This window comes from Hymenobacter sublimis, assembly GCF_023101345.1.
Taxonomy (GTDB): domain Bacteria; phylum Bacteroidota; class Bacteroidia; order Cytophagales; family Hymenobacteraceae; genus Hymenobacter; species Hymenobacter sublimis.
Genome location: NZ_CP095848.1, coordinates 2,750,192 through 2,775,714 on the forward strand (window position 1 = coordinate 2,750,192; position 25,523 = coordinate 2,775,714).

The following is a 25,523-nucleotide window of genomic DNA, read 5'->3' on the forward strand; positions in this document are numbered from 1 at the left end:
GGTGGTGCTTAGAGCTAGGGCAGACGGGAAACCCGGCCCTGTTCAATCATAATCTGGATTCCGTTCCCCTTCATGGTCACGTTGTAGCCAGGGGTAGTACCGCTGGTTTCGCGCTGCACCAAGTTGTTGTTATTGCCTAGCTGTTCAACGGTGTAGCGCTGGCTGTCCCGGATAAGCTGCTGCTCCACTTGGTTGCGGTTCCCGTTCTGCAGAACAGTGGACTCGGTGTTGTAACCAGTAATATCACTGACGGCCACGTTGCTGTTGCCGATCTGGGTGATGGTAGTTCGGTTATTCACTCCGTTTTGCAGCGCGGCGGCGGCATTGTTGTTGCCGTTCTGCAGCACGGCCGCCATGTTGCCCTGCCCTGCGCTAAGCAGCGTCTGGCTGATGGTGCTCACGTTGGCATTGCCCTGCTGAACCAGGGTAGCCTGGTTGACACCAGCTGCGCTGGCGGCCACTTCGCTGGGGGTCAGTTGGCTAGTGCCAAAGGCCTGAATGAGTTGCTGCCCAGTGCTTACGCCGTCCGGGTCACGGTTGCCCTGTGCCCGCGCGGCCCCAATACTTAGCAGCAGGGCCAGCGGTACATACTTCACAGTAGTAGGTTTCATATGCAAAAAGGAAAAACCAATGAAAGGAAAGTAACTACTCTGATTTATAGAAATATAGAGGCAAAAGCCACGGTGAGGCGTTATAAAAATAGGTTTATTTTTTAATAAAAAAATACAAATGGTAAAATTCTTTTTAACGACCAAAAGCACCCTGCCACTGGAGGGTAGGCATGGTGCTTTCGGTAGGAAGAAAACTGGAACATGGAGCCGGCAAAGCACGAAGCAAGAGAAGCCAACTCAACTGCTACAAGGGGTAGGCTTAAACGTGTAGGTAGCACCCCCAGACCAACCGGTGGTTCCAAGAGGTGCTACCTGACTTCTACCGGTTAGGCAGGACGTTTAAGCGCAGAAACTACGGGTGGTTCTGCTTTACAACGCTTACGTTGTTGTTGCCCACTTGCAGTACGTCGCTGCTATTGCCATTCGAGCCCTGGTAGGTGCTGGCCTGGTTGGCGGCACCCAGCTGACGCTGACGAGCGAAGTGGCTGTCACCATCCTGGTCGATGTAAGCGCTATTGCCAGCCTGGAAGTCAACCAGCGACGCCTGCTCCTGCACAGCAACGCTGTTGTTGCCAGTCTGCTCAATCCGGGCGTTCTGGTTGTCGTACACCTGGGTTTGCGAGGCCGAGTTGCCGTTACCAATCTGCTCCACGAAAGCGCGGCCATTGAAGCTGTGCACAATTACGCCCTGGGTTTGGGCAGAGCGGTTACCAACCCCGTCCTGGATGGCAGTAGCTTCGTTGAACAAACCACGCTGGTCCTGGTCGGCGTTGTTGCCGCTACCCAACTGCGAGATGCTAGCTTTGTTGTCCTGGGCGCTATAATCAATAGAAGCGCGCTGACGCTGACGGGCTACGTTACCTTCGCTGCCGCTCTGGAATACAGTGGCTTCGTTCGTAGTACCCGTCTGCTCCTGGGTAGAGGTGTTGGCACCGCTGAGCTGCTGAGCGGAAGCTCTGTTGCTGTTACCGGTCTGGGTTTGCGTAGAGAGGTTGCCATTGTCTAGCGGCATGCCGTCACCTTGCCGAACGCTGGCCGTGTTCGAGGAACCTACCTGGGTCTGGAAGGCACGCTGGGAATCACCGCGCTGATTGGAAGTTGCAGAGTTGCTGGAGCCCCCGGACTGTGACTGGGTGAGGGCGTTGCTATTACCCAACTGCGTGCCAACGGCCGAGCTGGAGCTACCGCTCTGCGTTACTGTAACACTGTTTGCATTACCTGTAGATGTGGATGACTGAGTATTGCCCTGGGCGAAAGCACCTCCGGCTACTAGAAGGGATGCAGCGAGGAACGAGATTTTTTTCATGGTGGGGAAGATTTGGGGAATGGGAGGCAACTTTTATTGAACTAAATCACTATTTCTTATTCCCTCCGGAGGAATGATACAAACATATATTATAAAAGTTAAAAGTCAAGACGTCATCAATAAATATTGTTATAATTTTTACCAACATAATTATATAATAACTTTATGAATATATGAAATCCCTTATAAGCGACGCACAGAGGAGCTTAACGAACAGGCGCTGGTGTTACTTTTCCTTTGTTTCGGCCCAGGTAGAAAGTAAAGCCAGCGCGAAGAGCCCAGTAAGAATCGTTGTACTTGCCAAGGGTTAATTGGTCCAGCTGATCGGTCAGGTAATAGTGGTTATCAACGCTTAGGCTTATGCCTACCCGGTCAGTGGGCAACACCTCCATGCCTATTCCGCCTAGCACATGCCCTAGCGCCGTTTGGGTAGTAGCGCCAGCCGCGCGGGTAGTCACCCCTCCTCCCACGGTTATATAAGGAGTGAACCGGTCGCGCGGGAATAGGCGGTACTGCCCGCTCAATTCAAGGTAGTTAAAGGTTTCCCGGTAGAAGTCGCCGGCGCCTAACTCGAAGCGGCCGATATTGATGCCTCCTGAGAACTTGGGGTTGGCCGCCTGGTAGCGCAGGTTTAGCTCGCCGCCGCCCCGCACCTGGGGTCGGCTAAAGTCGCCGTTGTAGCGGATGGTAGCCCCGCTCAGGCCCAGGCCAATCCGGCCGCGCCGGTCGCGCTGCACCCGACCCAGCACATCTATGTCGGCATTTTCCCGCTTTTCTTGCAGGTATTCGGCCAGGGCGGGGCCTTTCCGGTCGGCCTCATTGCGCGGGGCCCATAGCTGCTCCTGAATTCCCTCGTACACCAGTGCCTCCACCGATTTTTCAATGGCCTCCTTAACAGCCATTTCCGTGGGCTCATTGTACGTGAAGCCGGTTTCGGTTTCCAGCAGGCGCTTGAAGTTCACAAAGCGAAACAAGCTAGCGTCAACCTGCTGAGACAAGATGGTTTTGGAAGTGTACACCGTCTTGAGAATCTCGCCCGTGCTGGTGCTGATGGCCCGCAGATACACCGTCACCCGGTCTTGCCGGTACTGGCCCGAGGCGCCGGCCCCAAAGTAGCGCAGACCCGCGCCCCCGGTAATTAGGTTAGCATCGTAGGAGATGATGCCGCCTTCGAGGATGATACCGGCAAACAGCAGGGAAGGCAGAGCCGGCTGGCGCTGGCCCGTCATTTCCTGGTACTCAGCCCGGCTAGAGCGAATAATTTTCCGCTCATTCAGCAGATTTCCCAGGTTTTCGCGCTCAATAGGGTTAAACCACCGCGACTCTTCCAAGGCCCGCAGCAGAATGCTCGTGCCGCCCTGGGTAATGGCCGTGGAAAAGCTCGAGCCATTTTGGCTGGGCTTATACTGCCCGGTTTGGTCGCGGAATTTGTACACTGCGGCTACAATTCGCTCCCGCGGCTCGGGCAGCTGCCGCAGCAACTGGTTGCCCTGTACCTCGGCCCCCAGCCGGGCCTGCTCTACTTTAAAGGGCTGATGAAAGTACGGAGCACAAGCCGTAACGGCTCCGGATAGCAACAACACAACCAACAACCGACGATACACAACGAGCAACATAGGGCTACCGGGAAGCGGCGCTTAGAAGTAGGGAACGGTTACCGTGGTCTGATTACCCGTGCTGGTATCGGTAATCTGGATGGAGAAGCCTCCGTTGGAAGGAACCACGTTAATCTGGTAGGAACCAACCGTATAGTTGCCGGCCTGCAAGCCCTGCCCATTGCCGCCGCTCCCAAACTGGTTGCCAATTAGGCGCTGGGCTAGCTGACCTAGTATCTGCTGGTTCAGGTTTTGCTCAAACTGTTTGAGCGGATCCTGCTGGAAAGGGTTGTTCACGGTAGCCGCCGGGTCATCAATGGTATTCTGGGCTTGCGCCGAGCTGAGCAGCCAAGCGTAGTTGAACGTGTTGCCACCCCCGAAGGAAGGGTTTTTGGGTTCATATACCAGGTCTTGACCCGTGGCGCAGTGGGCGCCCAAGGCCAGCGTTACTACCAAGGCTACTCGTAGTAGATACTGAGTCATATAGAAAGGAATGTGGGTGAGGTAGCAGATTAAAAAAGTTCAACCGGCGCGCGGCCGCCGCGCTCTAGCTGCCGGCTTTCGTTGCGGGTTTGTTGTAAAAAGCTGGTGGCAACCTCCAGGGCGTAGGCGGCCATTTCTTCAATAGCCTCGGCTTTAGGCTGCAGGGGTAGCTCCACCAATTCGTTGTCGTTCACCTCAACCGATATCAGTGTGCTGGTGCCTCGGGCGGGCTTTTCCCGAATCACGATGGTATAGTCGCCGAGTTCTGCGGGAGCCTCCCACTTGGTAAAGAACTCATCGTAGAAGTCGTGGCCGACTTTGGTAATGGTCTGGTCCATCACCAGCCCTTCAATCTCCGTGGGACGGAACTGCCGGCGCTGCCGGTTTTGGGCCGAGTCAGAGGTGGCTTTAAGCAGCAGCTGCAGGGCTTCCTCCAGCTTCTTAGCCGACAGCGGAGCCGCCTCCGATTCTTTCTGAACTTTGGGCTTGGGGCCAGGCTTAGCCGGAGTTTGGGCTTGTGCCCGGGTAGCTAGCAGGCAGAGCAGAAGCCAACAACTGAGCCCCATCACCCAAGGTCGCCACCAGAATATAGGGGTAGGGGCAGCACTGGATGACTTTGGTTTGGATGCAGAGGCCATCACCACAAGAGCGTAAAATGCGACCAAGGAAGCTTCAGACGGCAAAGCTGACTCAGGACAAGAAGCTGGAAAGAAGAGAAAGAAGCCGGTGGTGAAGTAGTAGCCAACACGACGGTATAAATGTAATTATTTAGCAAAATAATGCAAGTCATTGAAACTATATTTATTGAAATATATTCTTGCCATAATATCACGTAGCGTAAAAACAAGTGTGCCGCGCCCCTCACCATTTGGGGTGAAGAGCGCGGCACAATGCCTAAGCTGTGGCGACGGCCCTACGTCAGCACGTGCGGCACGAACTCCGACAGGTTTGTAATAATGCCGACCTCGCGGCGGTAGCCAATGGCGCAGGCGCCCCCCGCCCAGAAAACCCCAGCTTGGTACAGACGACCACTGGCATCGGTGGGCAGCTCGGCAAAGCGTTGGTAGATAATCGGTTGATCAGCGTAGTCGCCAGCTACGGAGCTGGCCGCGCCCGCCGCGCCTCCTAGCTCGGCAATGTCTTGCCCCTCCCGGCCCAACACGGGTTTGCTTACCTGATGCCCAGTCAGAGCCGAGCGAGACGCCTCCAGCAAAAGCGGATGATGCGGAAAGCACTGCCAGAGCCACGCCAGAATGCCCTTGCTTTGAAATAGCAGGGAGTAGGCCGGGTTGGCAATGATTACGTCACGACTTCGCAGTAGCTCCGTCAGGTCGCGGGTGAGGTCGGGTTCCTCCTCGGCCAGCAGCTCCCAGGGCACCAGCTTGAATACGAAGCTGAAGCGTTGCCACTGCTCGGGGGCGGTTTGGGCCCACACGCCCCGCTCCTCCCCCTGCACGGCTACCTGCATTTCATCTACGGAACAGATGTGCACCTGAGTAAAGCCCGCTTCGGCGGCGGCTTCCGCTACAAGGGTGCAGTTGGTGGCATCCTCGGCGCTATTGGGTAGGTGCAGCAATAACAAGGTAGGCTCCAGATCGGCGTTCAGTTCTTGCCAGTGGGCCAGCTGGGCCTGCAGTCCTTCAAAGAGGCCGTTGGCTTGGCGGTCATCGTCAGCCAGATTAGCCGCCATAAGGCTAGCCCATTGCACTACGGCGGTTTCGGGCAAACCAGTGGCCGTATCGGCGTTGAACTCCAGCAGCTTGGGGCCATCGGGGGTTTGGGCCAGATCAAAGCGGCCGTACAGGTGCCAGTGTCGCTCATCGTGCCAGGAATGGCGCACAGCCTGCCAGAGGTTCTCGGGAATGGCCAGCTCCCGCAGAAACGTGTCGGGCAGCTCATCCGGAATGCTTTGCACGAGCAGGTCGTAGAGCGTATCCGTGGCCTGCAGTAAGGCGTCGGCTTCGGCTTCGGGCAGCTGCACGGCCTCGCGGGCCACGTAGTTCTGGCAGGCATCTTCCACCGCCCACTCCCAGCCCAAGGCCCGCACAGAAGGCGCTACGTCGCCCGATAAAGGCAATAAGTGAATTGTATTCGGCATGAGGAAGGCAAACTAACGGAGTAAAAGAGCAAGGCGTATCTGGCGCGGCTGGGGCGCTGGCACCTTAGGTTCTAGCCGCCAAACCCGCGGCTGCCACCCCGACTGCCGAACCCCGAGCTGCGGCTGGAGCTAGGGGCGCTGCTGCGGATACTACTCCGACCGTAGCCCGTGCTCCGCGTGACACTAGAGCTGGGCCGGATGCCGGAAGAAGCAGCCGTTCGGTTTCCGGCGAAGCCTCGGCCGAAGAAGCCCCGGCCTTGGTCCCGCTCATTCGCTACCCGGGCGCGCCAGCCGTTGTTCTGCTGCACCAGACCCGGGTTGGCGTAGGCGCCTACGTTGGGCGTCAAGAAGCGGCCAGCCATGTAGCCAATGCCGCCCCACATGAGAATGTCCATCATGCTGGTGCCGCCCACGCGGTTTTCGGGGTTTACGCGGGTGTACTCCTGCATTTGCCGCTGCAACGCCTGGCCCTGCAGCGTATCTACCTTGCCATCGAAATGATGAAGCACGGCGGCTACTTCCTCTTTGCCGGCGGGCCGCTCGGCGGTAATTTTCCACTCGCCGGGCTTCACCTCCGTCATTTCCGTGATAACGCCTTCGGAGTAGGAGTCGGCGTTGCCATTGCTTTCACTGCCCCAGCTACCCTGGGCGGTCTGCTCCGTGTCAGACGAGTTGCCGGAACAGGCGGGTAGCAGCAGGCCCAGGCTCGTGGCGGCTGCCACCAGCAATACGTTGCGCCGCCAGTCTCCGAGTTGGTAATACGGCTTGTTCATAGGAAGTCAGGTAAGTAGGACGAAGGATAATAGAAAGCGGGCGAGTGGGGCAACCGGCACGTTACTCCCACAACGGGTAGTGCTCCAGGTGTACTTCCTGCCCGAAAAAGATGCGGGTGCTTTCCTCGAAAGATCGGGTAAAATCTGATACGTAGAAATGGTGCGTGGAGGCCGCTGGGCCGGGGCGGGCAGCCAGGTGGTTTTCGGTGAGGTAGCGCTGCACGTGGGCCGCTACCACGTCGGAGGCATCTAGCACTTCCGTCCGGCCCTGGTAAAACTCGGCAATCTGCTGCTTGATGAGCGGGTAGTGCGTGCAGGCCAGCACCAAGGCCTCAATGCCCTCCAGGCCGGGGTTGGAGAGGTAGCTTTCAATGATGTTGCCGGCAATGGTGTTGTCAAAAAAACCTTCCTCAATCATGGGGGCCAGCAGCGGGGTAGCCAAACTCTGCAGCTGCACGCCGGCATCCAAGTCATCTATTTTTTTGCGGTACACGTTGCTGTTCACGGTTTGCTTGGTGCCAATGAGGCCCACCGTCCGGCCCGCGTACTGCTGACCCACGTGGGCCACAATGGGGTCGATTACGTTCAGCACCCGCGCCTTGGAGCCCACGTACTCGCGTACTAGCTCATAGGCGGCGGCCGAGGCCGAGTTGCAAGCAATCAGAATCACTTTGCACTGCTGCTTGAGCAGTAAGTCGCAGATTTTGACTGAGTAAGCCTGAATAGCCGCCGTGCTTTTGTCGCCGTAGGGCAGGTGGGCCGTGTCGCCGAAGTACACGAGTCGCTCGTGGGGTAGTACGCGGTTAACGGCCCGCGCCACCGTAAGGCCGCCAATGCCGCTATCGAAAACGCCGATGGGCCGCGTAGTTAAGTCAGGGGAAGTTGATGCCATAGCCGGGCGAAGGTACGAGGTGTTCTGAGGTCCGTGCCAAGCGGCGGCGCAGCGCCAGCAAGACAGGTCAGGCCAGCCGGTTTACGTAGGATAATGCGCAGCCGCTAGCACACAATCCCGACAAGTTCCTATATTTCCTGCCTTCACGCGTGCCGTCCTGAGTTATGAGTAAAGTTCTGGAAGAAATTGACCAAGCCCTGGCTGGCTTCGATTCTGGCCAAGGCCGCCCCGTCGCCATTGAGTTAGGCGAGCGAAAATACACCCAGCTGGTGCTCGATGTGGCGCATTTGCACGCCGATGGCGGCCCCCTCACCCACAACACCGGCCGCCCGCTGGCGTACCGGGGCCTGGAAATCCTGCGCGACGACACCAACCGCGACCGAGTGCGGGTGATTTAACTTTGCAGGCCCTATTGGAGGCGGTTCTTTTGGCCCGAACTGGCTCATAACGCGTGCCTTTGTCGCATATCCTCTTGTAGCTTCGGCTTATTCCTTTTGGTGCGGCTGCTTATTGCCGGCAACCGCTACGCTGTTTTTATGCCCAACGTATTTGCCCTGGCGCGGGCGGCCGGAGGCCGGTGGCTCTGGCCGGGGCTACCTCTGCTGCTGATTTTAGCGGGTCGCCTCTGGGCCATGACGACCGGAGGGGCGCTGGCATTTCCGGATGAAGAGCGGCATTTAAAATCAGTGGAGGCGGTAGCAGCCATGCTGGAGGGCCACTTCGAGTTGGCCTGTCTGCACCTGGCCAACACCCAGGGCCGTCCCGCCGATGCCCTGCTCCGCCTGCCTGTGGCGGCCGGGCAGGTTGCACTTGAGTATTTCTGGCACCTACCGCCTACCTCCCCGGCCTCCTTGTTACTGCCCCAACTTTTTGGCTGGCTGGTGTTGGCGCTGAACATGGCGCTGTTGTGGCGGCTGGCCCGGCGCTGGCTGCCCGTTGCCGCGGCCGACGTGGTTCTGGTCGTGTATTCGGCTTTGGCTAGTAGCCAGCTCTACGTCCGGCACTTGTTTCCTTATGATACGGCCCTGGGCCTGGTGCTACTGGCGTTGGTGCTCCTCTCTGCCCCCACGGCGGCGCTACGCAGCCCGTGGCGCCGGGGCCTGCTGGCGGGCACATTAGGCGTGTTGGCGTTTGCGGTGTATCCGGGCTACTACTTCGCTCCTCTGCTGCCGGGGGCTATGCTGCTGGCCTCCACCGGGCGGGCGCAATGGAAGCGGGCAGCGCTAGGCTTTCTGGCCGGCGCGGGACTGGTAGTGGCTCCGCTGGAAATCCTGACGCGGGTGGGGCATATTTCCTACCTGCGCACCCTGCAGCATCTGCCGGCCACGGTAAATCAGGGCGACTTCGGCGAAGGGTTTTCTTTTCTACCGCGCTACCTCTGGCAGGTGGAGGGACCGACGGGTGGCCTGTTGCTGCTGCTCGCGCTACCTGGTCTGTGGGCTTTGCTCACGAAGCACCCGGCGCCGCTTACCCGGGTGGTAGCCCTGGCGCCGCTAGTCGCCTGGCTGGGCCACGCCAGCCTCGTGTTTTTTGCCCATCAGCTGGTGCTCTACGGCCGACTTGTTCATTTCTTCCTGCCATTTCTGGTGCTGTATGCCGGTACCGCCCTGCACTTGCTACGCCCTGGCCTGCTGCGCCGGGCGGCCACTGTTCTTTTGGTGGGAGCCGCGCTGGTACACTTGGGGCGCTTCGGGCGGGCGTATCTGGCCCTAGCCTATCCGCGCGATGTGCTGGCCGCCTACCACCTGCCGCCCACTGCTCCCCTGCGCTACCTGAATGAAGGCGGCGTTGGCCCCTTGCTAAACTACTCGGTGCCCCCTGCGCGCCGTTTCGCCCCGCCCGCTACCCCACCCGACTCCCTGCTACTTGTCAACTTCACTTTCCTGTATCCTCTGCTCAGCTCAAACTGCCAGCCAGTTGCCGCGCCGGCTAGCTACCACCGCCTCCTCGATGCGCCCCACTTTCTCACCCTACCGGCCTACGGGTTCGAAGGGTTTACCCCGGCCATGCGCACGCAACTACAGGCGTGTAACTTCCACTGCCGGATATATAAGGTGAGATAGTGCAATGGTGAGGTGGCGAATGAGCGAATACGTGAAGTGCTGTCATAGCAAGCGCACCGAAGCCATCTTTCCTCTCTTACGACCAGACACCAAATAGCGTGACAAGCCCTCGACGCTAGCACAGTCGTCAAACGCTTGTCCCAATTCCAGGGGTAGCACGCTGGTCAGGAGGAATGGCCGCGCCCCGCTCGCCACGACACGTCATGCACCACCTCACTATTTCACCATTTCCCTGTTTCACCACCCGACCGGTCGTACCTTTGCGGCTATGAATCTGCTTTCTGCTGAGAATCTTTCGAAAAATTACGCCGACCGGTGGTTGTTCCGGGAACTGAACTTCGGGCTGCAACAGGGGCAGCGTGTGGCCCTGGTAGGCATCAACGGCTCGGGTAAAACCACTTTGCTGCGCATTCTGGCCGGCCTAGAGCCGCCGGACAGCGGCGAGGTGAGCGTGCGCAAAGACATCCGGGTGTCCTTTCTGGGGCAGCAGCCGGTGTTCGATGAGTCGCTAAACGTAGAGCAAACCATCTTCGCCAGCCAGAACGATACCTTGGCTGCCATCCGCGACTACGAGCACGTCGTCAACGACCCGAACCATTCTGCCAACGACCTGCAACGGGTTATGGAGCTGATGGACACCTATAATGCCTGGGACTACGACGCCCAGGTAAAGCAAATTCTGGGGCGCCTGGGCATCCTCGGTGATTTGCTGGAGCGGCCCGTGAGCAAGCTTTCCGGGGGGCAGCGCAAGCGCGTGGCCCTGGCCCGGGTGCTCATTGAGGAGCCCGACGTGCTCATCCTCGACGAGCCTACCAACCACTTGGACCTAGCTACCATTGAGTGGCTGGAAAACCGGCTGGCCTCCCCTACCCTCACCTTGCTCATGGTTACCCACGACCGGTATTTCCTGGATAAAGTGGCCAACGAAATTGTGGAGCTGGACCAGGGCCGCGTGCACCGCTACCAGGGCAACTACTCCTACTTCGTGGAGAAGAAAGCCGACCGGGAGCAGATGGAAACGGCCGAAGTGGAAAAGGCCCGCAACTTGCTGCGCAAGGAGCTGGAGTGGATGCGCCGCCAGCCCCAGGCCCGCGGTACCAAGCAAAAAGCCCGCATCGACGCTTTCTACGACACCCAGGAAAAAGCCAAGGGCCGCGTGAAAGGCCCGGAAATGGAGCTATCGGTGAAAACCACCCGCCAGGGCGGCAAAATCATCGAGGTAGAGCACTTGCACAAGCAGTTCGGCGGCAAGGTGGTGCTGAAGGACTTCAGCTACGTGTTCAAGAAAAAGGACCGGATTGGTCTAGTAGGACCGAACGGCGCCGGCAAGTCGACGCTGCTGAACATGCTCACCGGCAAGCTCGCGCCCGACTCGGGGGTAGTAGATGCCGGCCAGACCACCGTGTTCGGCTACTACACCCAGACAGAGCTGGATTTCGACCCCTCGCAGCGCGTAATTGACATTGTGAAGGAGGTAGCGGAAGTGGTGGAAATGGCCGATGGCAGCAGCGTTACGGCCTCGCAGTTTCTGCAGCACTTCCAGTTTCCGCCAGCCCAGCAGTACACCTTGGTTAGCAAGCTCAGCGGGGGCGAAAAGCGCCGGTTGCAGCTGTTGCGCGTGCTCATCAAGAATCCGAACTTCCTGATTCTCGACGAACCAACCAACGACCTGGACATCATCACCCTGAACATTCTGGAAGATTTCCTGCTCAACTTCCAGGGCTGTTTGATTATCGTGTCGCACGACCGGTACTTTATGGACGCGCTGGTGGAGCAGGTGTTTGCCCTGGAGCCCGGCGGCAACATCCGGCAGTTCCCCGGCAACTACACCGACTACCGCGAGTGGCAAAAGGAGCAGGACGCCGAAACAGCCGCCCGACCACCCAAAGGCACGGTATCGGCGGCGCCGGTGGCCGCGCCGCCCGCACCGGTGGCAGCCCCAGCCGCGGCTAAGCGCAAGGCTACCTTCGCCGAGAAAAAGGAATACGAAACCCTGGAGAAGGAGCTGGAACAACTGGAAGTCGTTAAGCAGCAACTCATTGAAAAGCTCAACTCCGGCACCGGTTCTCACCAGGAGCTAGCCGACTGGGCCGCCCAGCTCAAGCGCACCGATGCCGACCTGGACAGCAAAGGCGAGCGGTGGCTAGAACTAGCCGAGTTCGTGTAAACAGCAAGCCCCGCTTCAGCTAGGAGCGGGGCTTTGTTTTGTACCTAACAGCCAGCCGGAAATGCTTACGACGCGGGCTGTTGACTGAAATGGAACTGACCGGTTGCGTTGCTACGCAAGGTGAGCACACGCCGTACGGCATTAAGTGGAATAGGACCGAAAATGTGAGCAAACGTCGCTTCTCGCTCTTCCCGCCACTGTAGTTCCACCTCAATACCGGCGGCGCGAAGCAGGTCCATATCAATTTCCAGGGCTAGAACCTCCGGCTCGGTGGCAAAATACAAGCCAGCCGTAACCAGCACCTGTTGCGGGGGTGAGGCGTGAATAAATCCGGTAATTAACAGGTCGGGGCTGGCAAAAAAACCTGTTTTCTGAGCGGTAATCCAGTGTTTTGCTTCCGTGACGCGGTAGAAGAAATGCACGTTAATACAACAGCAATAAGGTCTGGCAATAGAGGCTCCAGGAAAGTATAACTCAACGAATTGCTGTCCTGTTTATTTTCAGAGTTTCACCGGGCATACCAGACGTTTTTCGGCTAGCCCTTCCGGAAACCTACTCCTACAGAGTAGCAGCTGTCTTGCCGTGCCTGATACTTACACTTCAGTAGGTTCTAGAAGGTATTACCGGGTAGGTTAATAACTGTCACGCCGGGCATAGCGAAGCTTCTCGCGTGCTGATTCTGCCATTCTGCATGTAAGCACAAGGGATGCGACGTTTCTACAGGGCTACTTAGGCAAAGCAACAGTTCCGACTGTTTACCCAACCTAGTGCCGCTGCATGGTTTGGGTGTACTCGAACTGCACGGGCCGTTCATCGAAGAACACCACGAGCCGTAGCCGCTTCGCGTAATCTTTGCGCGGAAAATATACGTGGCCGCGCACGCGCTGCCCGGGCTCCAGGGTGGTTTTGCGCAGAACCACGGCGGCTAGGTTTTCGTGCTGACTATACAGGTGGTCGGCTTTCTGGGCGTGGTTTTCGCGCTGCTCATCAAAGTACGCTTCGTCGCTTTGGTGGCGGTAGTCGCGCTCCGCAACCTGCTCGGCGGTTTCCTTTTTGCTGATGCTGGCTACGTCCTCGGCAATGTGGGTAGCGCTGGTCAGAATTTCAAACCAACTGACACCAGTAGCTTTGTCAGCTTCCTTGTCCAGCTTGGCGCGGAGCTGCTGCAGCTGCACTTCGGGGTTGAGGGCGGGTACCCGGCTGTCAAAGATGCCTTTGGTCATGGTGGCTTCGGCGGCTGAGTCGGGCGGCAGTAGCAGCAGGTAAAAGGTTTCGGGAGCCACCAGCACAGGCCGGTCGGAGGTATTGGTAATTTCCGTTTCGAATACTAGCTCCGCGGGCTCAGAGCGAATAAAACCGGCGCGCACCTGCACGCTGTCGGGGTGGCGAATAAGGCTGGTGGGGTGCCCATTAACCCAGGGGCCGTTCGCTTGCCGGGGCGTTACGCTCAGAGACGAAGTGGCGCCGCAGGCCGAGAGTACCAGGCCCAGCAGCACGGGTAGCCCACGACCGATAAGTAGCATCGAGACACGCATCGAGGTAAAAAAGAAATCATGAAATCGAATAAACAAGAGCCAAAAGCAAGAATCACTTCCGTCCTATATAGCATTTTCTAATAGCAACAATAATTCCAACTCTCACTCCGCCAGCTCCGGGGGTAAGTGAAATTTGCCGGCCGTATCGGGTCGTAGCACCCACACCCGCCGTACGGCGGCCAGGGGCACAGGCCCGAACACGTGCGCAAAGTGCTGTTGCCGGCTTTCGACCCACTCCCGTTCTACGCGCACACCGGCACTACGCAAGGCCACCTCGTCCCACTCTAACAACCATAAATCAGTGCGGCCGGGGTAGTAGCGGCGGGCCGTGGCCAGAATCTGATGGCGCTCCGAGCTATGAATAAATCCTTCGGCCGCTAAATCAGGGCTAACAAACAAGCCCGTTTGCTGGGCCTGCTGCCAGTCGGCGGGTTCGGCAATGCGGTATAACATGTTGTTTGATGAATACTCAGGAATGAAAAATGAGGAACAAGAAGTGAGGTGCGGCGGGGTAGCCACTTTCTCACTCTTCATTCCTCATTCTTTATTTTCTATTGAGCCTTAGGCTTTCCAGACTTCCTGCTGCACGGCTTTACCAACCGTTATTACGAGGCGCGTGGGGTTGGGCACCAGGGTTAGGCGGGCCTCTTTGCCGGAGTATTTCTCGGAGTCAATCCAGACGCCTTCCTTGGGCGAGGGCGTACCGCTGGTGTTGGCGGGCAGGTAGGCGGTTGGCAGCAGCACATCGGTGTCGGAACCCAAGTCGGTGTGGACTTTTTCCAGGGCTGCTTCCAGGAAAGCGCCATATTCGTCGTTGAAGTCGTCTTCCAGGTCGTGCAGCTCTTCTTCTACGTCATCGTAGCGGGCATCATCATACGTGAGCTTGTGCAGCTCGGCTTTCTTCTCGATGAGGGCCACGAGGGCGCGGTTCAGCTCTTCCGGATTCATAAGGGTAAAGCAAGGGGTTAAGGCTACAAAGGTGAAGAGGATTCGGCAGTTTCGTATAGGGAATCCGGCTTTCGTCCCAATTCTACGAAGAATGTCCTAACCGGGTGCAGCTGCTCATCTTTAAACCTGCGTATTTAAGGACGCCGGTACGCCATCTATTACCACTACCCGCTCTATTCAGCCGAAAGGGAATGATTTAACCTAAACCAGTATTTTTACCCAGGTAACCCCATCCACCCGCTACTCAATCCGTTCCGCCCATGGAAACTATGACCTCTCCGGCCGTTCAGGCCCATCCCGCCCAAGACTTTCTGCCCCTCAATGGCACCGATTACGTCGAGTTTTACGTCGGTAACGCCAAGCAGTCGGCCTACTACTACCAAGCCGCGTTTGGCTTTGAGTTGGTGGCCTATGCCGGTCCCGAAACTGGGGTGCGCGACCGGGCCAGCTATGTGCTCCAGCAAAACAAAATCCGCTTCGTACTTACCACCTCCCTGCTGCCCGACTCCGACATCACGCGCCACGTAGCCCAGCACGGCGACGGGGTAAAGGTAATGGCCCTGTGGGTAGACGATGCCCGTAAATCCTTCGAGGAAACCACGAAGCGCGGAGCCAAGCCCGCCTTCGAGCCCTACACCATTGAGGACGAAAACGGCTCCGTGACGCTGTCGGGCATTTATACCTACGGCGAAACCATTCACACCTTTGTGGAGCGTAGCAACTACCGCGGCGCGTTTATGCCCGGTTTCGTGGCCAAAACCAGCACTGTGCCCCAGGGCGCCGCAGTGGGTTTGCTGCACGTGGACCATTGCGTAGGCAACGTAGGCTGGGGCGAAATGAACCAATGGGTGAAGTTTTACGAAGACGTTATGGGCTTTAAGCTGCTTCTAACCTTCGACGACGACGACATTAGCACGGAGTACTCGGCGCTGATGTCGAAGGTAGTCAGCAACGGCAACGGCTACGTGAAATTCCCTATCAATGAGCCCGCCGAGGGCAAGAAAAAGTCGCAGATTGAGGAATACCTCGACTACTACCACTCGCCTGGGGTGCAGCATATTGCTATTGCCACCAACGACATTCGGGCCACGGTAACCGAGCTGCGCCGCCGCGGCGTGGAGTTCCTGACCGTGCCGGGCGCCTACTACGAGGACCTGCTGGACCGCATTGGAGCCATCGATGAAGATTTGGAAAGCATCAAAGCCCTCAACCTGCTCGTGGACCGCGACGAAGAAGGCTACCTGCTGCAAATCTTCACGAAGCCCGTGGAAGACCGCCCGACGGTGTTCTACGAAATCATTCAGCGCAAAGGCGCCAAGAGCTTCGGCAAAGGCAACTTCAAGGCCCTGTTTGAAGCCATTGAGCGGGAGCAAGCCCTGCGCGGTAACCTATAAAATATATTGTCAAAGTAAAAGCAGAAAGCCCCGGCGCTACCAGCACCGGGGCTTTCTGCTTTTACTTGAACGGCTTTGGGGCCCGATGACGCAAAGGTTATATCTGCGCGCGGCAAACTGAGTCTAACGCCGAACTTAACCTTGCTCAGGTTCAACTATTTCTAGCCAAGGATCAACTGCTAGCTCTTGGGTGCTTTATGCGGGAAGTTTGATTACCTATGCCCAACACCACGGGAAACCTGTTTTCTTTACTCCCGTTATTCGAATCCTACCGTTCAACCCTTCCCGCGTATGGCCCTGACGCCTGACATTCACGAGAAAATCAATACCTGGCTTACGGGTAGCTACGACGCCGAAACCCAGTCGGCCATTCGCCAGATGCTGGCAGAAAATCAGGAGGATTTCCTTTCCGACGCCTTCTACCGCAACCTCGAATTTGGTACCGGCGGTTTGCGCGGCATCATGGGCCCCGGCTCCAACCGCATGAACCGCTACACCCTGGGCATGGCTACCCAGGGCCTGAGCAACTACCTGCTTCAGAGCTTTCCCGGCCAGGAAATAAAGGTGGCTATAGCCCACGACTCGCGCAACAACAGCCCGGAGTTTGCCCGCATTGCCGCCGACATTTTCTCGGCCAACGGCATTACGGTGTATCTGTTTGAGGCCCTCCGCCCTACCCCCGAGTTGTCGTTTGCTATTCGCCAGCTAGGTTGCCAGAGCGGCTGCGTGGTCACGGCCTCGCACAACCCCAAGGAGTACAATGGCTTCAAGGTGTACTGGAACGACGGCGCCCAGGTAGTGGCCCCGCACGACAAGAACATCATCCGAGAAGTAGAAGCTATCCAGTCAGTTAGTGAAGTGCGCTTTCAGGCTGACTCTTCCCGGATTCACCTGATTGGAGCCGAACTGGATGCTGCTTACTTGGCCAAGGTAAAAGAGTTGAGCATCAACCCAACCGCCATCCAGCGCCAGCACAACTTGAAGATTGTGTACACGCCCTTGCATGGCACGGGTATCACGCTGGTACCCAAGGCCCTGGCCCAGCTTGGCTTCACCAACGTGCACGTAGTAGAAGCCCAGGCCACGCCCGATGGTAACTTCCCCACAGTACAGTCGCCGAACCCCGAAGAGAAAGTAGCCATGCAAATGGCCCTGGACCAGGCCAAAGCCCTCGATGCGGACCTAGTGTTGGCTACTGACCCCGATTCGGACCGCGTGGGTATTGCCGTGAAAGACAACAAGGGCGAGTGGGTGCTGGTAAACGGCAACCAAACCGCTGCTCTACTGACGCACTACCTGCTTTCGGCCCGCAAACAGGCCGGCAAAATGACTGAGCAGGACTTCATCGTCTATACCATTGTAACCAGCGACGTGCTCGGCGACATTGCCCGTGCCCACGGCGTGCAGGCCTACCAGACCCTGACGGGCTTCAAGTACATTGCCGGCATCATCCGCGACCTAGAAGGTCAGCAGAACTACATTGGGGGCGGCGAGGAAAGCTACGGCTACATGATTGGCTCCTTCGTGCGCGACAAAGACGCTATTTCTGCTTGCGCCCTACTAGCCGAAATGGCTGCCGTTGCCAAGGACCACGGCCACACCTTATACGAGGAGATGGTGCACATGTACGCCACCTATGGCTTCTATAAGGAGCACCTGATTTCCTTAACCAAAAAGGGCCAGCGTGGAGCCGAGGAAATTCAGGAAATGATGCGCGAGTTGCGCGCTAACCCGCCCCGCACCATTGCCGGCCAACCCGTGGTAGAGCTGCGCGACTACAAAACCGGCCGCATCCGCGACCTGCGCACCAACCTGGAAACTGAAACCGGCCTGGAAAGCTCCAACGTGCTCCAGTTCATCTTGGAAGACGGCAGCAAAATATCGGCCCGCCCCAGCGGCACCGAGCCCAAAATCAAGTTCTACTTCAGCGTGCGCCAGCCCCTGGCCTCCGCCGTGGATTATGACCTAGCCGACCGCCTCGCCGGCGAAAAAATTCAGGCTATTATTGATGACATGCAGCTAAAGTAAGCTCGTCTTCAACTAGTATTGTACCCGGAAAGCCTGAGCGATGTAGCTCAGGCTTTTTCTATGTCTTTATTCCTCTCATTGCACTTTTCTATATGGTTCGATTGTACGCCTCAGTTCTTTTTTTACTCAGCTACTTCAGCTACACCGTAATAAAAGCCCAAGGCTTACCAGGTCATGTGGTTACGCTCAACGGTGACACATTACGAGGCTTCATAGCCGAAACTGATGTGCAGCGCGTCGCCTTCTACGCCCAGGCAGGAGTGCCACCTCGGTTTTTTCGACCCTCTCAGGCGCATGCCTACAGTATTGGTCAGCGGACCGTGTACGTCAGCCGGCTAGCACGCCTAAAGTCGGGCCGCGACTCACTACGCTTCGTGCGGCCACTTTTAGTAGGATCGGCTAGTTTGTACACTACCTCGTCTGATAGTGCAGAGCTCTTGCTGCAACCTTCTACGTCTGACACTCTTTACGAGTTGACAGCTCGAAATTGGGTCTTGCTGTTCAACCGCTATCTAAGCCACTGTAAATCAATAGATTGGTCGGACCAACGAATAATAGCCCGGCGTTTTGAAGCGCGCAACATAGTATTGCTCCTTCGGCAGTACAACCGTTGCGTAGACGCTAGCTGGAAGCCCATAAAGCCGAAATCTTCTACCTCTCAGCTGCGTCTAGGCATTATAACTGGAATAGGATACTCTATCTATTCAACATTCGACGGGAAACCCAAGCCTGAAGGTGTCGACGCCAATCTCCAGCCTGGAGCAACAGCCGGGATAGAATTACGCCTCTTACGGTCCAACGGTTGGTGGCTATCTGGCAGTGCAACTGTGCAACAGCTACGTGGTGGCTTGCAGGAATATTCGGTGTACACCGGCACCAATCTGTTTACAAGCACTCAGATTGACAAGTATCGTATTACCAGTCTTATGGCAGGAATCGGGTTAGGCAGGACATTCGGTCAACCAGGACGAGTACGGCCTTTTGTGTTCATGTCGCTGTCCGGTGGCATGACTCTAAATGCTGAATATTATACCCGTCAAAAGTACACTAGTGTACTTCCAACCCGCGAAACACGGGTCGACCGCTCCGGTCAAATTAATATTCAAGGTAGAGCCGGAACTGGTTTATGGATACCACTGGCACCTCGCCACGATGTTCTGCTAAGTTTGCACTATGGCCAGAGCATTCTGACGGAGGGCAAGGCCCTTCGGATGGCCTTGCTAGGTGCTCAGATAGGTTATGAGTTTGTATTGCGTTAGCACGCTGTCATCTGGGGCTCTCTGCTACGTCAAGTTTCCTTCTACTCCCCGCGCCGCTCGTTCTTGGTACCCAGAATAAACAGAATGAGGAGCAGGAAAGCGGCTACTCCCAGGCTGTACCACGTAACTACCGGTAGGCCGCGGTGGTAGGGCATAGAGGCGGGGTAGCGGCCTAGCAAGCTCAGGCCGGCAAACACAATCATGGCTACGGCTACGGCCGCCAAAATTCCCCGGCTGACTAGCTGGTCAGCTTTGCGCAGGAGCAGTTGGTAGCCGCTCAGCTCCACGCGCACCCGCAGGTCGCCGCGGGAGATTTTGCGCATGATTTGCCGGACGTCGGTGGGTAGGGTTTGCAGTAGGGCCAGCAGTTGAGTACCGGTGTACAGGGCCTCGTTCTGGATGTTTTCGGCCGAATACTGCTCGGCAATGATGCGCGTACCGTAGGGCCGCACGAACTCGAAGGTATTGAAGCGCGGGTGCAGCACCTTACCAATGCCTTCCAGAATCACGAGGGCCCGCAGAATTAAAAACACGGCGCCGGGCACCTGCAGCTTATAGCGGTAAATGACGCCCTGCAAGGAGTCGGCCAGGTCCGACATGCTCATTTCCTTGACATCGAGGGTCGCAAAATCCTCGATTAGTTGGGCCAAATCAGCCTCGAAGGCGCGCATATCGGGGATTTCCGAGGTTAGGGCCAGGCGGCGGAAGTTCAGGGCCATGCCGCGCGCATCCTGGCGGGCCATGCCGATGAATACGCCGGCAAAGGCATATTTCTGCTGCTTGGTCAGGCGCCCAACCATGCCGAAGTCGATGAGGACCAGGGTACCGTCGGGGCGCACTAGCACGTTGCCGGGGTGAGGATCGGCATGGAAGGCACCAAATTCGAAAATCTGGGTCAGGTAGATGTCCATGCCCGTTTCGGCCACTTTCTCCGGACTCAGGCCCCACTCCAGCAGCTGCGGTTTGTCGGTAATCTTGCAGCCGCTCACGAACTCAATTACCAGGATGCGGTTAGTGCTTAGCTCCCGGTAGGGCCGCGGGATGTAGAACGTGTCATAGTCCTCGTAGAGCTTGCGGAACTGCTCCATGCTGCGCGCCTCGGAGGTGTAGTCCAGCTCCTTGGTCATGCTCCGCTCGAAGGCATCTACAATGTCCTGGGGATTGTTCAGGCCCTGGCGGCGCAGAAATGGGGCCGTCAGGCGCACCAGCTCGTGCAGCAAACTTAGGTCGGTGCGCACTTTTTCCTGTACGTCGGGGCGCTGCACTTTCACCACCACCCGCTCGCCGGACAGCAGGCGGGCTCCGTGCACCTGCCCGATGCTGGCCGAGCCCAAAGGCACCTCATCAAACTCCGTAAACACCTCTTCCAGCGGGCAACCTAGCTCCTGCTCAATAATCTGGCGGGCCTGAGCCACCGGAAACGGCGGCACGTTGCTTTGCAGCTTCTCAAACTCGTCGATGAGGGGTTGGGGTAGCAGGTCGGCGCGGTTGCTTAGGGCCTGGGCCAGCTTGATAAAAGTAGGCCCCAGCTCCTCGATAATCATGCGAATGCGCTGCCAGCGCGTGGTTTCAAACACGGCCTGCTCTCCTTCCTGCCACGAGCGGCGCCGGCCTGGCGGTACCAGTCGCCGGAGGGCCGTGCTGGTTACCACATCCTCAAAACCGTAGCGAATGAGCACTTCGGCCACCTGCCGGATGCGCGTGAGGTTGGAAATGGTGTTTTTGAACATGAAGCGCAAAATGAGCATGCCTGGCAGCTACTACAACCCGCTGCCACCGCCAAAGTACTAGGTTAGCGGCGGAGAGTTGATACCCCCAGCCTCCGACGAAGAAAGATAAAAACCCCAGCCATGCTGCATGACCGGGGTTTTCAGATGAGCGTTTGGCCGATCAGCTACGAGAGCTGGCTGCCGCTGCTTGAGGTGTTGTCGTTGGGCGAAATGGCTTTCTTGGCGGCCGTTTTGTTGGCCTTTTCTTCCTTGCTTTCCGGGGTGCTTGCTTTCTTGGGCTTGCTGGTGGTGTTGCCGCTTTTGGCGCTGGCGGCTTTCACGGCCGCTGCGGTTTTTGCGGCCGTGGTGGTAGCCTTCACGGAAGTGGAGCTAACCTTACCGGCCGCGGGTGAGGTAGCGGCCGCGTCGTCAGAAGCACCCGCGGCCTTCGACTTCGAGCCCCCTTTCACCGTGCGCTTCAATTCTTCCACGTCGGCGTTGGTAGCAATGCCGGCGGTTTTCATCAGGCGGGAAGCCAGGCCTTGAAACTGCTTTTCCAGCTCCTGCCGCTTGGTATCGGTATTTTTCTTCAGCTCGTCCATGATTTTGGCGCCCTCTTGCTCCGAGAGTTTGCTATCCTGCACCAGCTTGTCGATGGTGCTCTGCACCCGGTCGTTGGTGAGCGAAACGAGGCCCACGCCAGCATTGATGAACTTCTTAAACAGATCTTCCATGGAACCAAGGAGTTAGAAAATGAGGGTGAGAATGAAGAGAATACGCAAAAACCGGAGGTACAACACCGTGGCTGGGGCCATCTTTTACCGCTCCTACCCCTAATAATGCTGAACTGGCAGCGAGGCAGCGGGCAGTTGTAGTGCTGGGCCAGAGGTAGCATTTACGCCGCCTTGGCCGCTTCGGGTGCCGCCCACACCTGATGGGTAAAATCGGCTACCCGGCGCAGGGCGACACGGGCCTCGGGCAGAAAGAGCCAGAACAAATGCCACCAGTGCACCAGCCCCTCGAACACCTGCAGGGTTACGGGCGAGCCGGCCGCACGCGCCTTTTGCACAAACCGGAGCACGTCGTCGCCCAGCACCTCGGCGTCGGAAATCTGGATGAGCAACGGGGGTAGGCCGTACAGTTCAGCCCGCACCGGCGACACCAACGGATGCGCAAGAGACGCGGCCGCCGCGTAAAGCGGACCCCATCCCCTGATTTCCAAGGCTTCCAGCACCTGGCTTTCCTCCTGACACACGCGCCGAAGCACACTAGTTGGCAGCACCAAATCGGTCCAGGGGGAAAGGCCAACGGCGGCGGCAGGCAGGGGTTCCTGGTTGGCTCGCAAGGCCAGCAGCAGGGCCAGCGCCAAGCCGCCCCCGGCCGAGTCGCCGGCCACAATAATGTCAGTGGCGGCGTAGCCTTGGTTCAGCAGCCAGCGGTAAGCTAGCTGGGCGTCGTCGAGGGCCGCTGGAAAAGGGTATTCAGGAGCCTTGCGGTAGTTGATGGCCAAGGCGTTAACCCCGCACTGCTGGGCCAAAGCCCCGATTAGGGCCCGGTGCGTGTTCAGGGAACCCAGCACGTAGCCGCCGCCGTGCAGGTACAGCAGTACCCGCCCCGGCGTAGCTTCGGCCGGTTGTATCCATTCGGCGGCCATGCCGTCCACGTCTGCATCTTTAAGAAACACGTTCCAGGGCATGAGCTGACCCAAGGAGGCAACTTCCAGGGCCAGACGCATAGCTGCCAGTCCCGGCCGGCGCCGGGCTAGTGGTCCCGTGGCGGCGGTAAGAAGTTGCTTTAAAAGTACATGCTGCGTGGAGGGCATTGAATGACGAACGATTAGGTAGTGAGGTAGCCCCCGTCAGATTACGTGGCCCGCCCGACGCAGAACCAACTTGTGCTCATTACAAGGGTGGCCCAGACGTGGGAGCAGGTGCCCATTCACTTGGCAGGTTGGCTTTTCCCGATTCGGTGGCCTTTGTAGCCGCGAATGGCAATGGGAATCCACCCTAATACGGGAATAAAGAAGGTGAGGGTGAACGGATTGCGCCACAGCATGCGCCAGTAGGCACCGGGCCTGCGCAAATCCAGGGTGAAGTCGCGGCGGCCGTTGTGCACGTACTGGCGCTCAAACTCCCGAAACAGCGCCGGCCAGGCCCAGGGCAGGAAAAACGGGAAGTAGCGCCAGTTCTCCTTGATGCGCTGCCACAGCTCGGCCCAGCGGTAGGGCTGCTGCCCGTATTGCTGCACGGCGGCGTCCAGCTCCGTCTGCATCCGGTCCCGAATCTGGCCCGACAGCTCTTCGTATTCGGGGCGGGTTAGCTCGGGGGTAGCCTTGTTCGTCAGCTCGTAGGGCCGGATGCGCTGCCCCAGCACAAAGGTGAGTTTGGCGGGAAACGCCATGTAAAAAAACCACGGCTGCAGCAGCACCAGTAGCAGAATTGGGCCCATCGGGATAAAGGGAATACCAATTTTCTTGCTTAGCCGGTTCACCCAATCCCAGCTGTAGGCGTGAGGATTCAGGTACTCGCCATTGATGGTGTAAAAGGGCACAATATCGGTGCGGTGCTCAATGCCCAGGCGCACGATGCTGGTAGCTAGGCGCTGCAGCTGATACTTCCGGTTGAAGCCCTTGCCGATGCCCGCCACTCCCTCGGGATAGAGCATCAGGTTATGCTTCTGGTAGTACATCATCGTCTCGAAGTTGAGCGTAGTAGCATCCACGCAGCCGCACTTCTTCCAGAAGTTTTTCACCAGAAACGGATTCATCAGTACCGATTGGGAGAGCATGGGCGCCGACAGGGGCCGGGGTAAATCGGAGAGGTTGGGTAGGCGGCGCCACAGGTGCGACAAGGCTACCATGGCATCCCAGGGGAAAGCCATACCGGAGTGGTTGGAGGCAAAAATCAGGGGCCGGTCGGGCCGGTTGCGCTGCGGGAAATTCTCGAACCCCACCAGTTTCGAGCGAAACCAGACCCGGTCGAGCAGCTGAAGAATGTTGCGGTCCAGGGTTTCCACGAAATTTTCGTCGAAATAATCAGAGTAGATATGCTGATTCGCCTGGATGGCGGGTGGCACCTGAAGCTGCGCGGCAGACAAGGGGTAAGCCATGCGGAAGAAATGGGCGGGCGTGGGAAAGCAACCGGAATGGGGCAGCTTCTAAGGTACGGATTTTGACGAGCGAAGCCGACGCGTGCAGCGGGCTGGCTCCGGAGCGTTTACGCCCCGCCGGGGCAGATGGCTGCGCTCCAGCCCAAATAGCTGAGTTTTGGTTTTGTGCCGGGAGTTGCTGGGCTGGGCCGCACTAGATCTGCCGTTTCAGGCGTACGGCCGTCGTGAACAGGTCGCCGGTGGAGCGACGCACCACAAATAAGAGGGTGCGGCCGTCGGCTGAATGCAGGAGCCGGCTCAGCTGGGTTAAGCTGATGGCATCACTGGGCAGCAGATTAATGGACAAAATTTCGTCGCCGGGCCGAATGCCGGCCTCAGCCGCCGGGCCGCTCGCATCTACGCGCAGTACGCGGTATTGCCGGTAGTTTGGGCCCGTCGCCAGCACCTCAAACCCGCACATGTCGTGCTCAAATGGGTCGCGGAAGGTGAGGTTGGGGCGGAGCAGCAGCTGGTTGTGGGCGTAATCAATGATGACGGTAAAGCGCTTAAGCAGTTCAAACCCCAGGTTGCCATTGCGGGGTACATCGGCCCGCATGGCTACATCAGCCGCGTCAGGAAAGGAAGTTAACAGGGCCGGTACCCGGTAGCGCCCCAGTTGCAGGGCCGGTACGCGCCCTAAATACCCGTTGATATTGCCGTTGAGCCCGCGCCCGAGTTGGGTGCGCAACCGGGTAGGCGGCACGGCCAGGCGCGCGTCGGAGGTGGTTTCAACCGACAGGGCGTGGCCGGCGCCGGTGTCGAGTACCAGTTTTAGGGGTAGGCTCAGGGAATCATTCAACTGGACGGGCAGCGTAACGTAGGGCTTGCGCCCCTCCATATCCAGGGGGATGCGGGCCCAGCGCCGGCCGCGCGGGGCGCGAAAGGAGGCTGGGTTGTGCAGGGTAATTAGTTCTTCGGCGGGGTTTACCTCCACCACAAAGCTCTGAAAAACGTCGGAGCCCAACAGGCCATGAATGGGGATGCCCACGTAGCCGGACAGGTTCAGCACATCATCGGAGAGCATCAGAAAGGGCAGGGCCGGTGCTTCTGCCTTGCCCGGCAGGCGCACGGCCACGGCCGGTATGTGAAACGCCTCCAGCGGATTTTCCTCCCCGGCCCCGGCAACCAGGAAGCGCCGGCCCACCGATAGGTTCAACTCCTGGCCCAAACGCGGATCGGTTATCAGGGAGGTGTTGATGCCCGTGTCCAGCACAAAATTGAAGGGCCCTTTGTTGTTCAGCCAGATTTGTAGCACCATCAGGTTGCGTTGCAACAGGAAGGGTACATGAACCCGGTGCTTCTGCTTGCCCGCCAAGTGAAACGAGGCATGCTGGGCCCGCACCGGTTCGGCGCTCAAGCAGCACCCAAGTGCCAGGGCCAGCAGCATACGGATTCCTACCGCCCGAGCGCGGCCCGAAAACAGCAGAAAAGCGCAGACTAGCACGAACATAGGGGTGGGAAGGTGGGCCTGGTAAGTTAACCAAAAATCCTATTCCGTGCACCCGCTACCTAGGC

22 protein-coding genes are annotated in these 25,523 nt (G+C 58.0%); 5 read left to right on the forward strand and 17 right to left on the reverse strand.

Features of this window, described 5'->3' with window-relative positions; genetic code table 11:
* Positions 1–14 precede the first annotated feature (14 nt).
* The 8 genes from MWH26_RS11405 to murI all read right to left on the reverse strand — a co-directional run bounded on the left by MWH26_RS11405 (position 15) and on the right by murI (position 7,758).
* Positions 15–611 (reverse strand): hypothetical protein, encoded by a 597-nt coding sequence (locus MWH26_RS11405; RefSeq protein ID WP_247974383.1) that lies wholly within the window; start codon positions 609–611, stop codon positions 15–17.
* Positions 612–963: 352 nt separating this feature from the next.
* Positions 964–1,917 (reverse strand): hypothetical protein, encoded by a 954-nt coding sequence (locus tag MWH26_RS11410; RefSeq protein WP_247974384.1) that lies wholly within the window; start codon positions 1,915–1,917, stop codon positions 964–966.
* A gap of 206 nt (positions 1,918–2,123) precedes the next feature.
* Positions 2,124–3,533, reverse strand: coding sequence for a CsgG/HfaB family protein (locus MWH26_RS11415; protein ID WP_247974385.1), 1,410 nt, complete (start codon positions 3,531–3,533; stop codon positions 2,124–2,126).
* 21 nt (positions 3,534–3,554) lie between these two features.
* The gene (locus tag MWH26_RS11420) at positions 3,555–3,995 is read right to left on the reverse strand and encodes a curli production assembly/transport component CsgF (protein ID WP_247974386.1); all 441 of its coding nucleotides are present in this window, start codon (positions 3,993–3,995) and stop codon (positions 3,555–3,557) included.
* 29 nt (positions 3,996–4,024) lie between these two features.
* Entirely contained in the window at positions 4,025–4,561 is a 537-nt protein-coding gene (locus MWH26_RS11425) for a CsgE family curli-type amyloid fiber assembly protein (protein ID WP_247974387.1), read from the reverse strand.
* Positions 4,562–4,908: 347 nt separating this feature from the next.
* Complete coding sequence (locus tag MWH26_RS11430) at positions 4,909–6,093, reverse strand: glutathionylspermidine synthase family protein (protein WP_247974388.1); 1,185 nt, start codon at positions 6,091–6,093, stop codon at positions 4,909–4,911.
* Between the two features lie 71 nt (positions 6,094–6,164).
* On the reverse strand, positions 6,165–6,866 hold the full coding sequence (locus MWH26_RS11435) for a Cj0371 family chemotaxis-regulating polar lipoprotein (RefSeq protein ID WP_247974389.1): 702 nt from the start codon (positions 6,864–6,866) through the stop codon (positions 6,165–6,167).
* A 61-nt stretch (positions 6,867–6,927) separates the two neighbouring features.
* On the reverse strand, positions 6,928–7,758 hold the full coding sequence (gene murI, locus MWH26_RS11440) for a glutamate racemase (protein WP_247974390.1): 831 nt from the start codon (positions 7,756–7,758) through the stop codon (positions 6,928–6,930).
* Positions 7,759–7,922: 164 nt separating this feature from the next.
* On the opposite strand from murI, the gene MWH26_RS11445 reads away from it, so the two are divergent.
* The 3 genes from MWH26_RS11445 (at position 7,923) to MWH26_RS11455 (ending at position 11,988) form a co-directional block, all read left to right on the forward strand.
* Positions 7,923–8,156, forward strand: coding sequence for a hypothetical protein (locus MWH26_RS11445; RefSeq protein ID WP_188558266.1), 234 nt, complete (start codon positions 7,923–7,925; stop codon positions 8,154–8,156).
* A gap of 138 nt (positions 8,157–8,294) precedes the next feature.
* Positions 8,295–9,821 (forward strand): hypothetical protein, encoded by a 1,527-nt coding sequence (locus MWH26_RS11450; RefSeq protein ID WP_247974391.1) that lies wholly within the window; start codon positions 8,295–8,297, stop codon positions 9,819–9,821.
* Between the two features lie 268 nt (positions 9,822–10,089).
* The gene (locus MWH26_RS11455) at positions 10,090–11,988 is read left to right on the forward strand and encodes an ABC-F family ATP-binding cassette domain-containing protein (RefSeq protein WP_247974392.1); all 1,899 of its coding nucleotides are present in this window, start codon (positions 10,090–10,092) and stop codon (positions 11,986–11,988) included.
* Positions 11,989–12,053: 65 nt separating this feature from the next.
* On the opposite strand, the gene MWH26_RS11460 is transcribed toward MWH26_RS11455, so the two are convergent.
* The 4 genes from MWH26_RS11460 to MWH26_RS11475 all read right to left on the reverse strand — a co-directional run bounded on the left by MWH26_RS11460 (position 12,054) and on the right by MWH26_RS11475 (position 14,471).
* Complete coding sequence (locus tag MWH26_RS11460; RefSeq protein ID WP_247974393.1) at positions 12,054–12,410, reverse strand: DUF952 domain-containing protein; 357 nt, start codon at positions 12,408–12,410, stop codon at positions 12,054–12,056.
* 342 nt (positions 12,411–12,752) lie between these two features.
* Positions 12,753–13,523 (reverse strand): hypothetical protein, encoded by a 771-nt coding sequence (locus tag MWH26_RS11465; protein WP_247974394.1) that lies wholly within the window; start codon positions 13,521–13,523, stop codon positions 12,753–12,755.
* A 102-nt stretch (positions 13,524–13,625) separates the two neighbouring features.
* A complete protein-coding gene (locus MWH26_RS11470) occupies positions 13,626–13,976 on the reverse strand; it encodes a DUF952 domain-containing protein (protein WP_247974395.1) in 351 nt (116 codons plus the stop codon).
* Positions 13,977–14,084: 108 nt separating this feature from the next.
* Complete coding sequence (locus tag MWH26_RS11475; protein WP_244696759.1) at positions 14,085–14,471, reverse strand: hypothetical protein; 387 nt, start codon at positions 14,469–14,471, stop codon at positions 14,085–14,087.
* Positions 14,472–14,731: 260 nt separating this feature from the next.
* Here MWH26_RS11475 and hppD point away from each other — a divergent pair, with 260 nt between their 5' ends.
* On the forward strand, positions 14,732–15,865 hold the full coding sequence (gene hppD, locus MWH26_RS11480; protein WP_247974396.1) for a 4-hydroxyphenylpyruvate dioxygenase: 1,134 nt from the start codon (positions 14,732–14,734) through the stop codon (positions 15,863–15,865).
* Between the two features lie 291 nt (positions 15,866–16,156).
* Positions 16,157–17,893: a phospho-sugar mutase gene (locus tag MWH26_RS11485; RefSeq protein WP_247974397.1), complete on the forward strand. Its 1,737-nt coding sequence runs from the start codon at positions 16,157–16,159 to the stop codon at positions 17,891–17,893.
* Between the two features lie 1,300 nt (positions 17,894–19,193).
* Here MWH26_RS11485 and MWH26_RS11490 read toward each other — a convergent pair.
* The 5 genes from MWH26_RS11490 to MWH26_RS11510 form a co-directional block, all read right to left on the reverse strand.
* A complete protein-coding gene (locus MWH26_RS11490) occupies positions 19,194–20,900 on the reverse strand; it encodes an ABC1 kinase family protein (RefSeq protein WP_247974398.1) in 1,707 nt (568 codons plus the stop codon).
* Between the two features lie 146 nt (positions 20,901–21,046).
* On the reverse strand, positions 21,047–21,595 hold the full coding sequence (locus tag MWH26_RS11495; RefSeq protein ID WP_247974399.1) for a phasin family protein: 549 nt from the start codon (positions 21,593–21,595) through the stop codon (positions 21,047–21,049).
* Between the two features lie 161 nt (positions 21,596–21,756).
* Positions 21,757–22,683 carry an alpha/beta hydrolase gene (locus tag MWH26_RS11500; RefSeq protein WP_247974400.1) on the reverse strand — a complete coding sequence of 309 codons (927 nt, stop codon included), beginning with the start codon at positions 22,681–22,683 and terminating at the stop codon, positions 21,757–21,759.
* A 116-nt stretch (positions 22,684–22,799) separates the two neighbouring features.
* A complete protein-coding gene (locus MWH26_RS11505) occupies positions 22,800–23,969 on the reverse strand; it encodes a lysophospholipid acyltransferase family protein (RefSeq protein ID WP_247974401.1) in 1,170 nt (389 codons plus the stop codon).
* A 193-nt stretch (positions 23,970–24,162) separates the two neighbouring features.
* Positions 24,163–25,458, reverse strand: a complete 1,296-nt coding sequence (locus MWH26_RS11510; protein ID WP_247974402.1) for an aspartyl protease family protein — start codon at positions 25,456–25,458, stop codon at positions 24,163–24,165.
* Positions 25,459–25,523 lie beyond the last annotated feature (65 nt).

Coding starts and splice junctions, on each gene's coding strand:
- MWH26_RS11495 (WP_247974399.1), bottom strand. CDS start 21,595: ATGGAAGATCTGTTTAAGAAGTTCATCAATGCTGGCGTGGGCCTCGTT.
- MWH26_RS11410 (WP_247974384.1), bottom strand. CDS start 1,917: ATGAAAAAAATCTCGTTCCTCGCTGCATCCCTTCTAGTAGCCGGAGGT.
- MWH26_RS11475 (WP_244696759.1), bottom strand. CDS start 14,471: ATGAATCCGGAAGAGCTGAACCGCGCCCTCGTGGCCCTCATCGAGAAG.
- MWH26_RS11425 (WP_247974387.1), bottom strand. CDS start 4,561: ATGGGGCTCAGTTGTTGGCTTCTGCTCTGCCTGCTAGCTACCCGGGCA.
- MWH26_RS11435 (WP_247974389.1), bottom strand. CDS start 6,866: ATGAACAAGCCGTATTACCAACTCGGAGACTGGCGGCGCAACGTATTG.
- MWH26_RS11445 (WP_188558266.1), top strand. CDS start 7,923: ATGAGTAAAGTTCTGGAAGAAATTGACCAAGCCCTGGCTGGCTTCGAT.
- MWH26_RS11490 (WP_247974398.1), bottom strand. CDS start 20,900: ATGCTCATTTTGCGCTTCATGTTCAAAAACACCATTTCCAACCTCACG.
- MWH26_RS11405 (WP_247974383.1), bottom strand. CDS start 611: ATGAAACCTACTACTGTGAAGTATGTACCGCTGGCCCTGCTGCTAAGT.
- hppD (WP_247974396.1), top strand. CDS start 14,732: ATGGAAACTATGACCTCTCCGGCCGTTCAGGCCCATCCCGCCCAAGAC.
- MWH26_RS11505 (WP_247974401.1), bottom strand. CDS start 23,969: ATGGCTTACCCCTTGTCTGCCGCGCAGCTTCAGGTGCCACCCGCCATC.
- MWH26_RS11500 (WP_247974400.1), bottom strand. CDS start 22,683: ATGCCCTCCACGCAGCATGTACTTTTAAAGCAACTTCTTACCGCCGCC.
- MWH26_RS11420 (WP_247974386.1), bottom strand. CDS start 3,995: ATGACTCAGTATCTACTACGAGTAGCCTTGGTAGTAACGCTGGCCTTG.
- murI (WP_247974390.1), bottom strand. CDS start 7,758: ATGGCATCAACTTCCCCTGACTTAACTACGCGGCCCATCGGCGTTTTC.
- MWH26_RS11510 (WP_247974402.1), bottom strand. CDS start 25,458: ATGTTCGTGCTAGTCTGCGCTTTTCTGCTGTTTTCGGGCCGCGCTCGG.
- MWH26_RS11465 (WP_247974394.1), bottom strand. CDS start 13,523: ATGCGTGTCTCGATGCTACTTATCGGTCGTGGGCTACCCGTGCTGCTG.
- MWH26_RS11450 (WP_247974391.1), top strand. CDS start 8,295: ATGCCCAACGTATTTGCCCTGGCGCGGGCGGCCGGAGGCCGGTGGCTC.
- MWH26_RS11485 (WP_247974397.1), top strand. CDS start 16,157: ATGGCCCTGACGCCTGACATTCACGAGAAAATCAATACCTGGCTTACG.
- MWH26_RS11430 (WP_247974388.1), bottom strand. CDS start 6,093: ATGCCGAATACAATTCACTTATTGCCTTTATCGGGCGACGTAGCGCCT.
- MWH26_RS11415 (WP_247974385.1), bottom strand. CDS start 3,533: ATGTTGCTCGTTGTGTATCGTCGGTTGTTGGTTGTGTTGTTGCTATCC.
- MWH26_RS11470 (WP_247974395.1), bottom strand. CDS start 13,976: ATGTTATACCGCATTGCCGAACCCGCCGACTGGCAGCAGGCCCAGCAA.
- MWH26_RS11455 (WP_247974392.1), top strand. CDS start 10,090: ATGAATCTGCTTTCTGCTGAGAATCTTTCGAAAAATTACGCCGACCGG.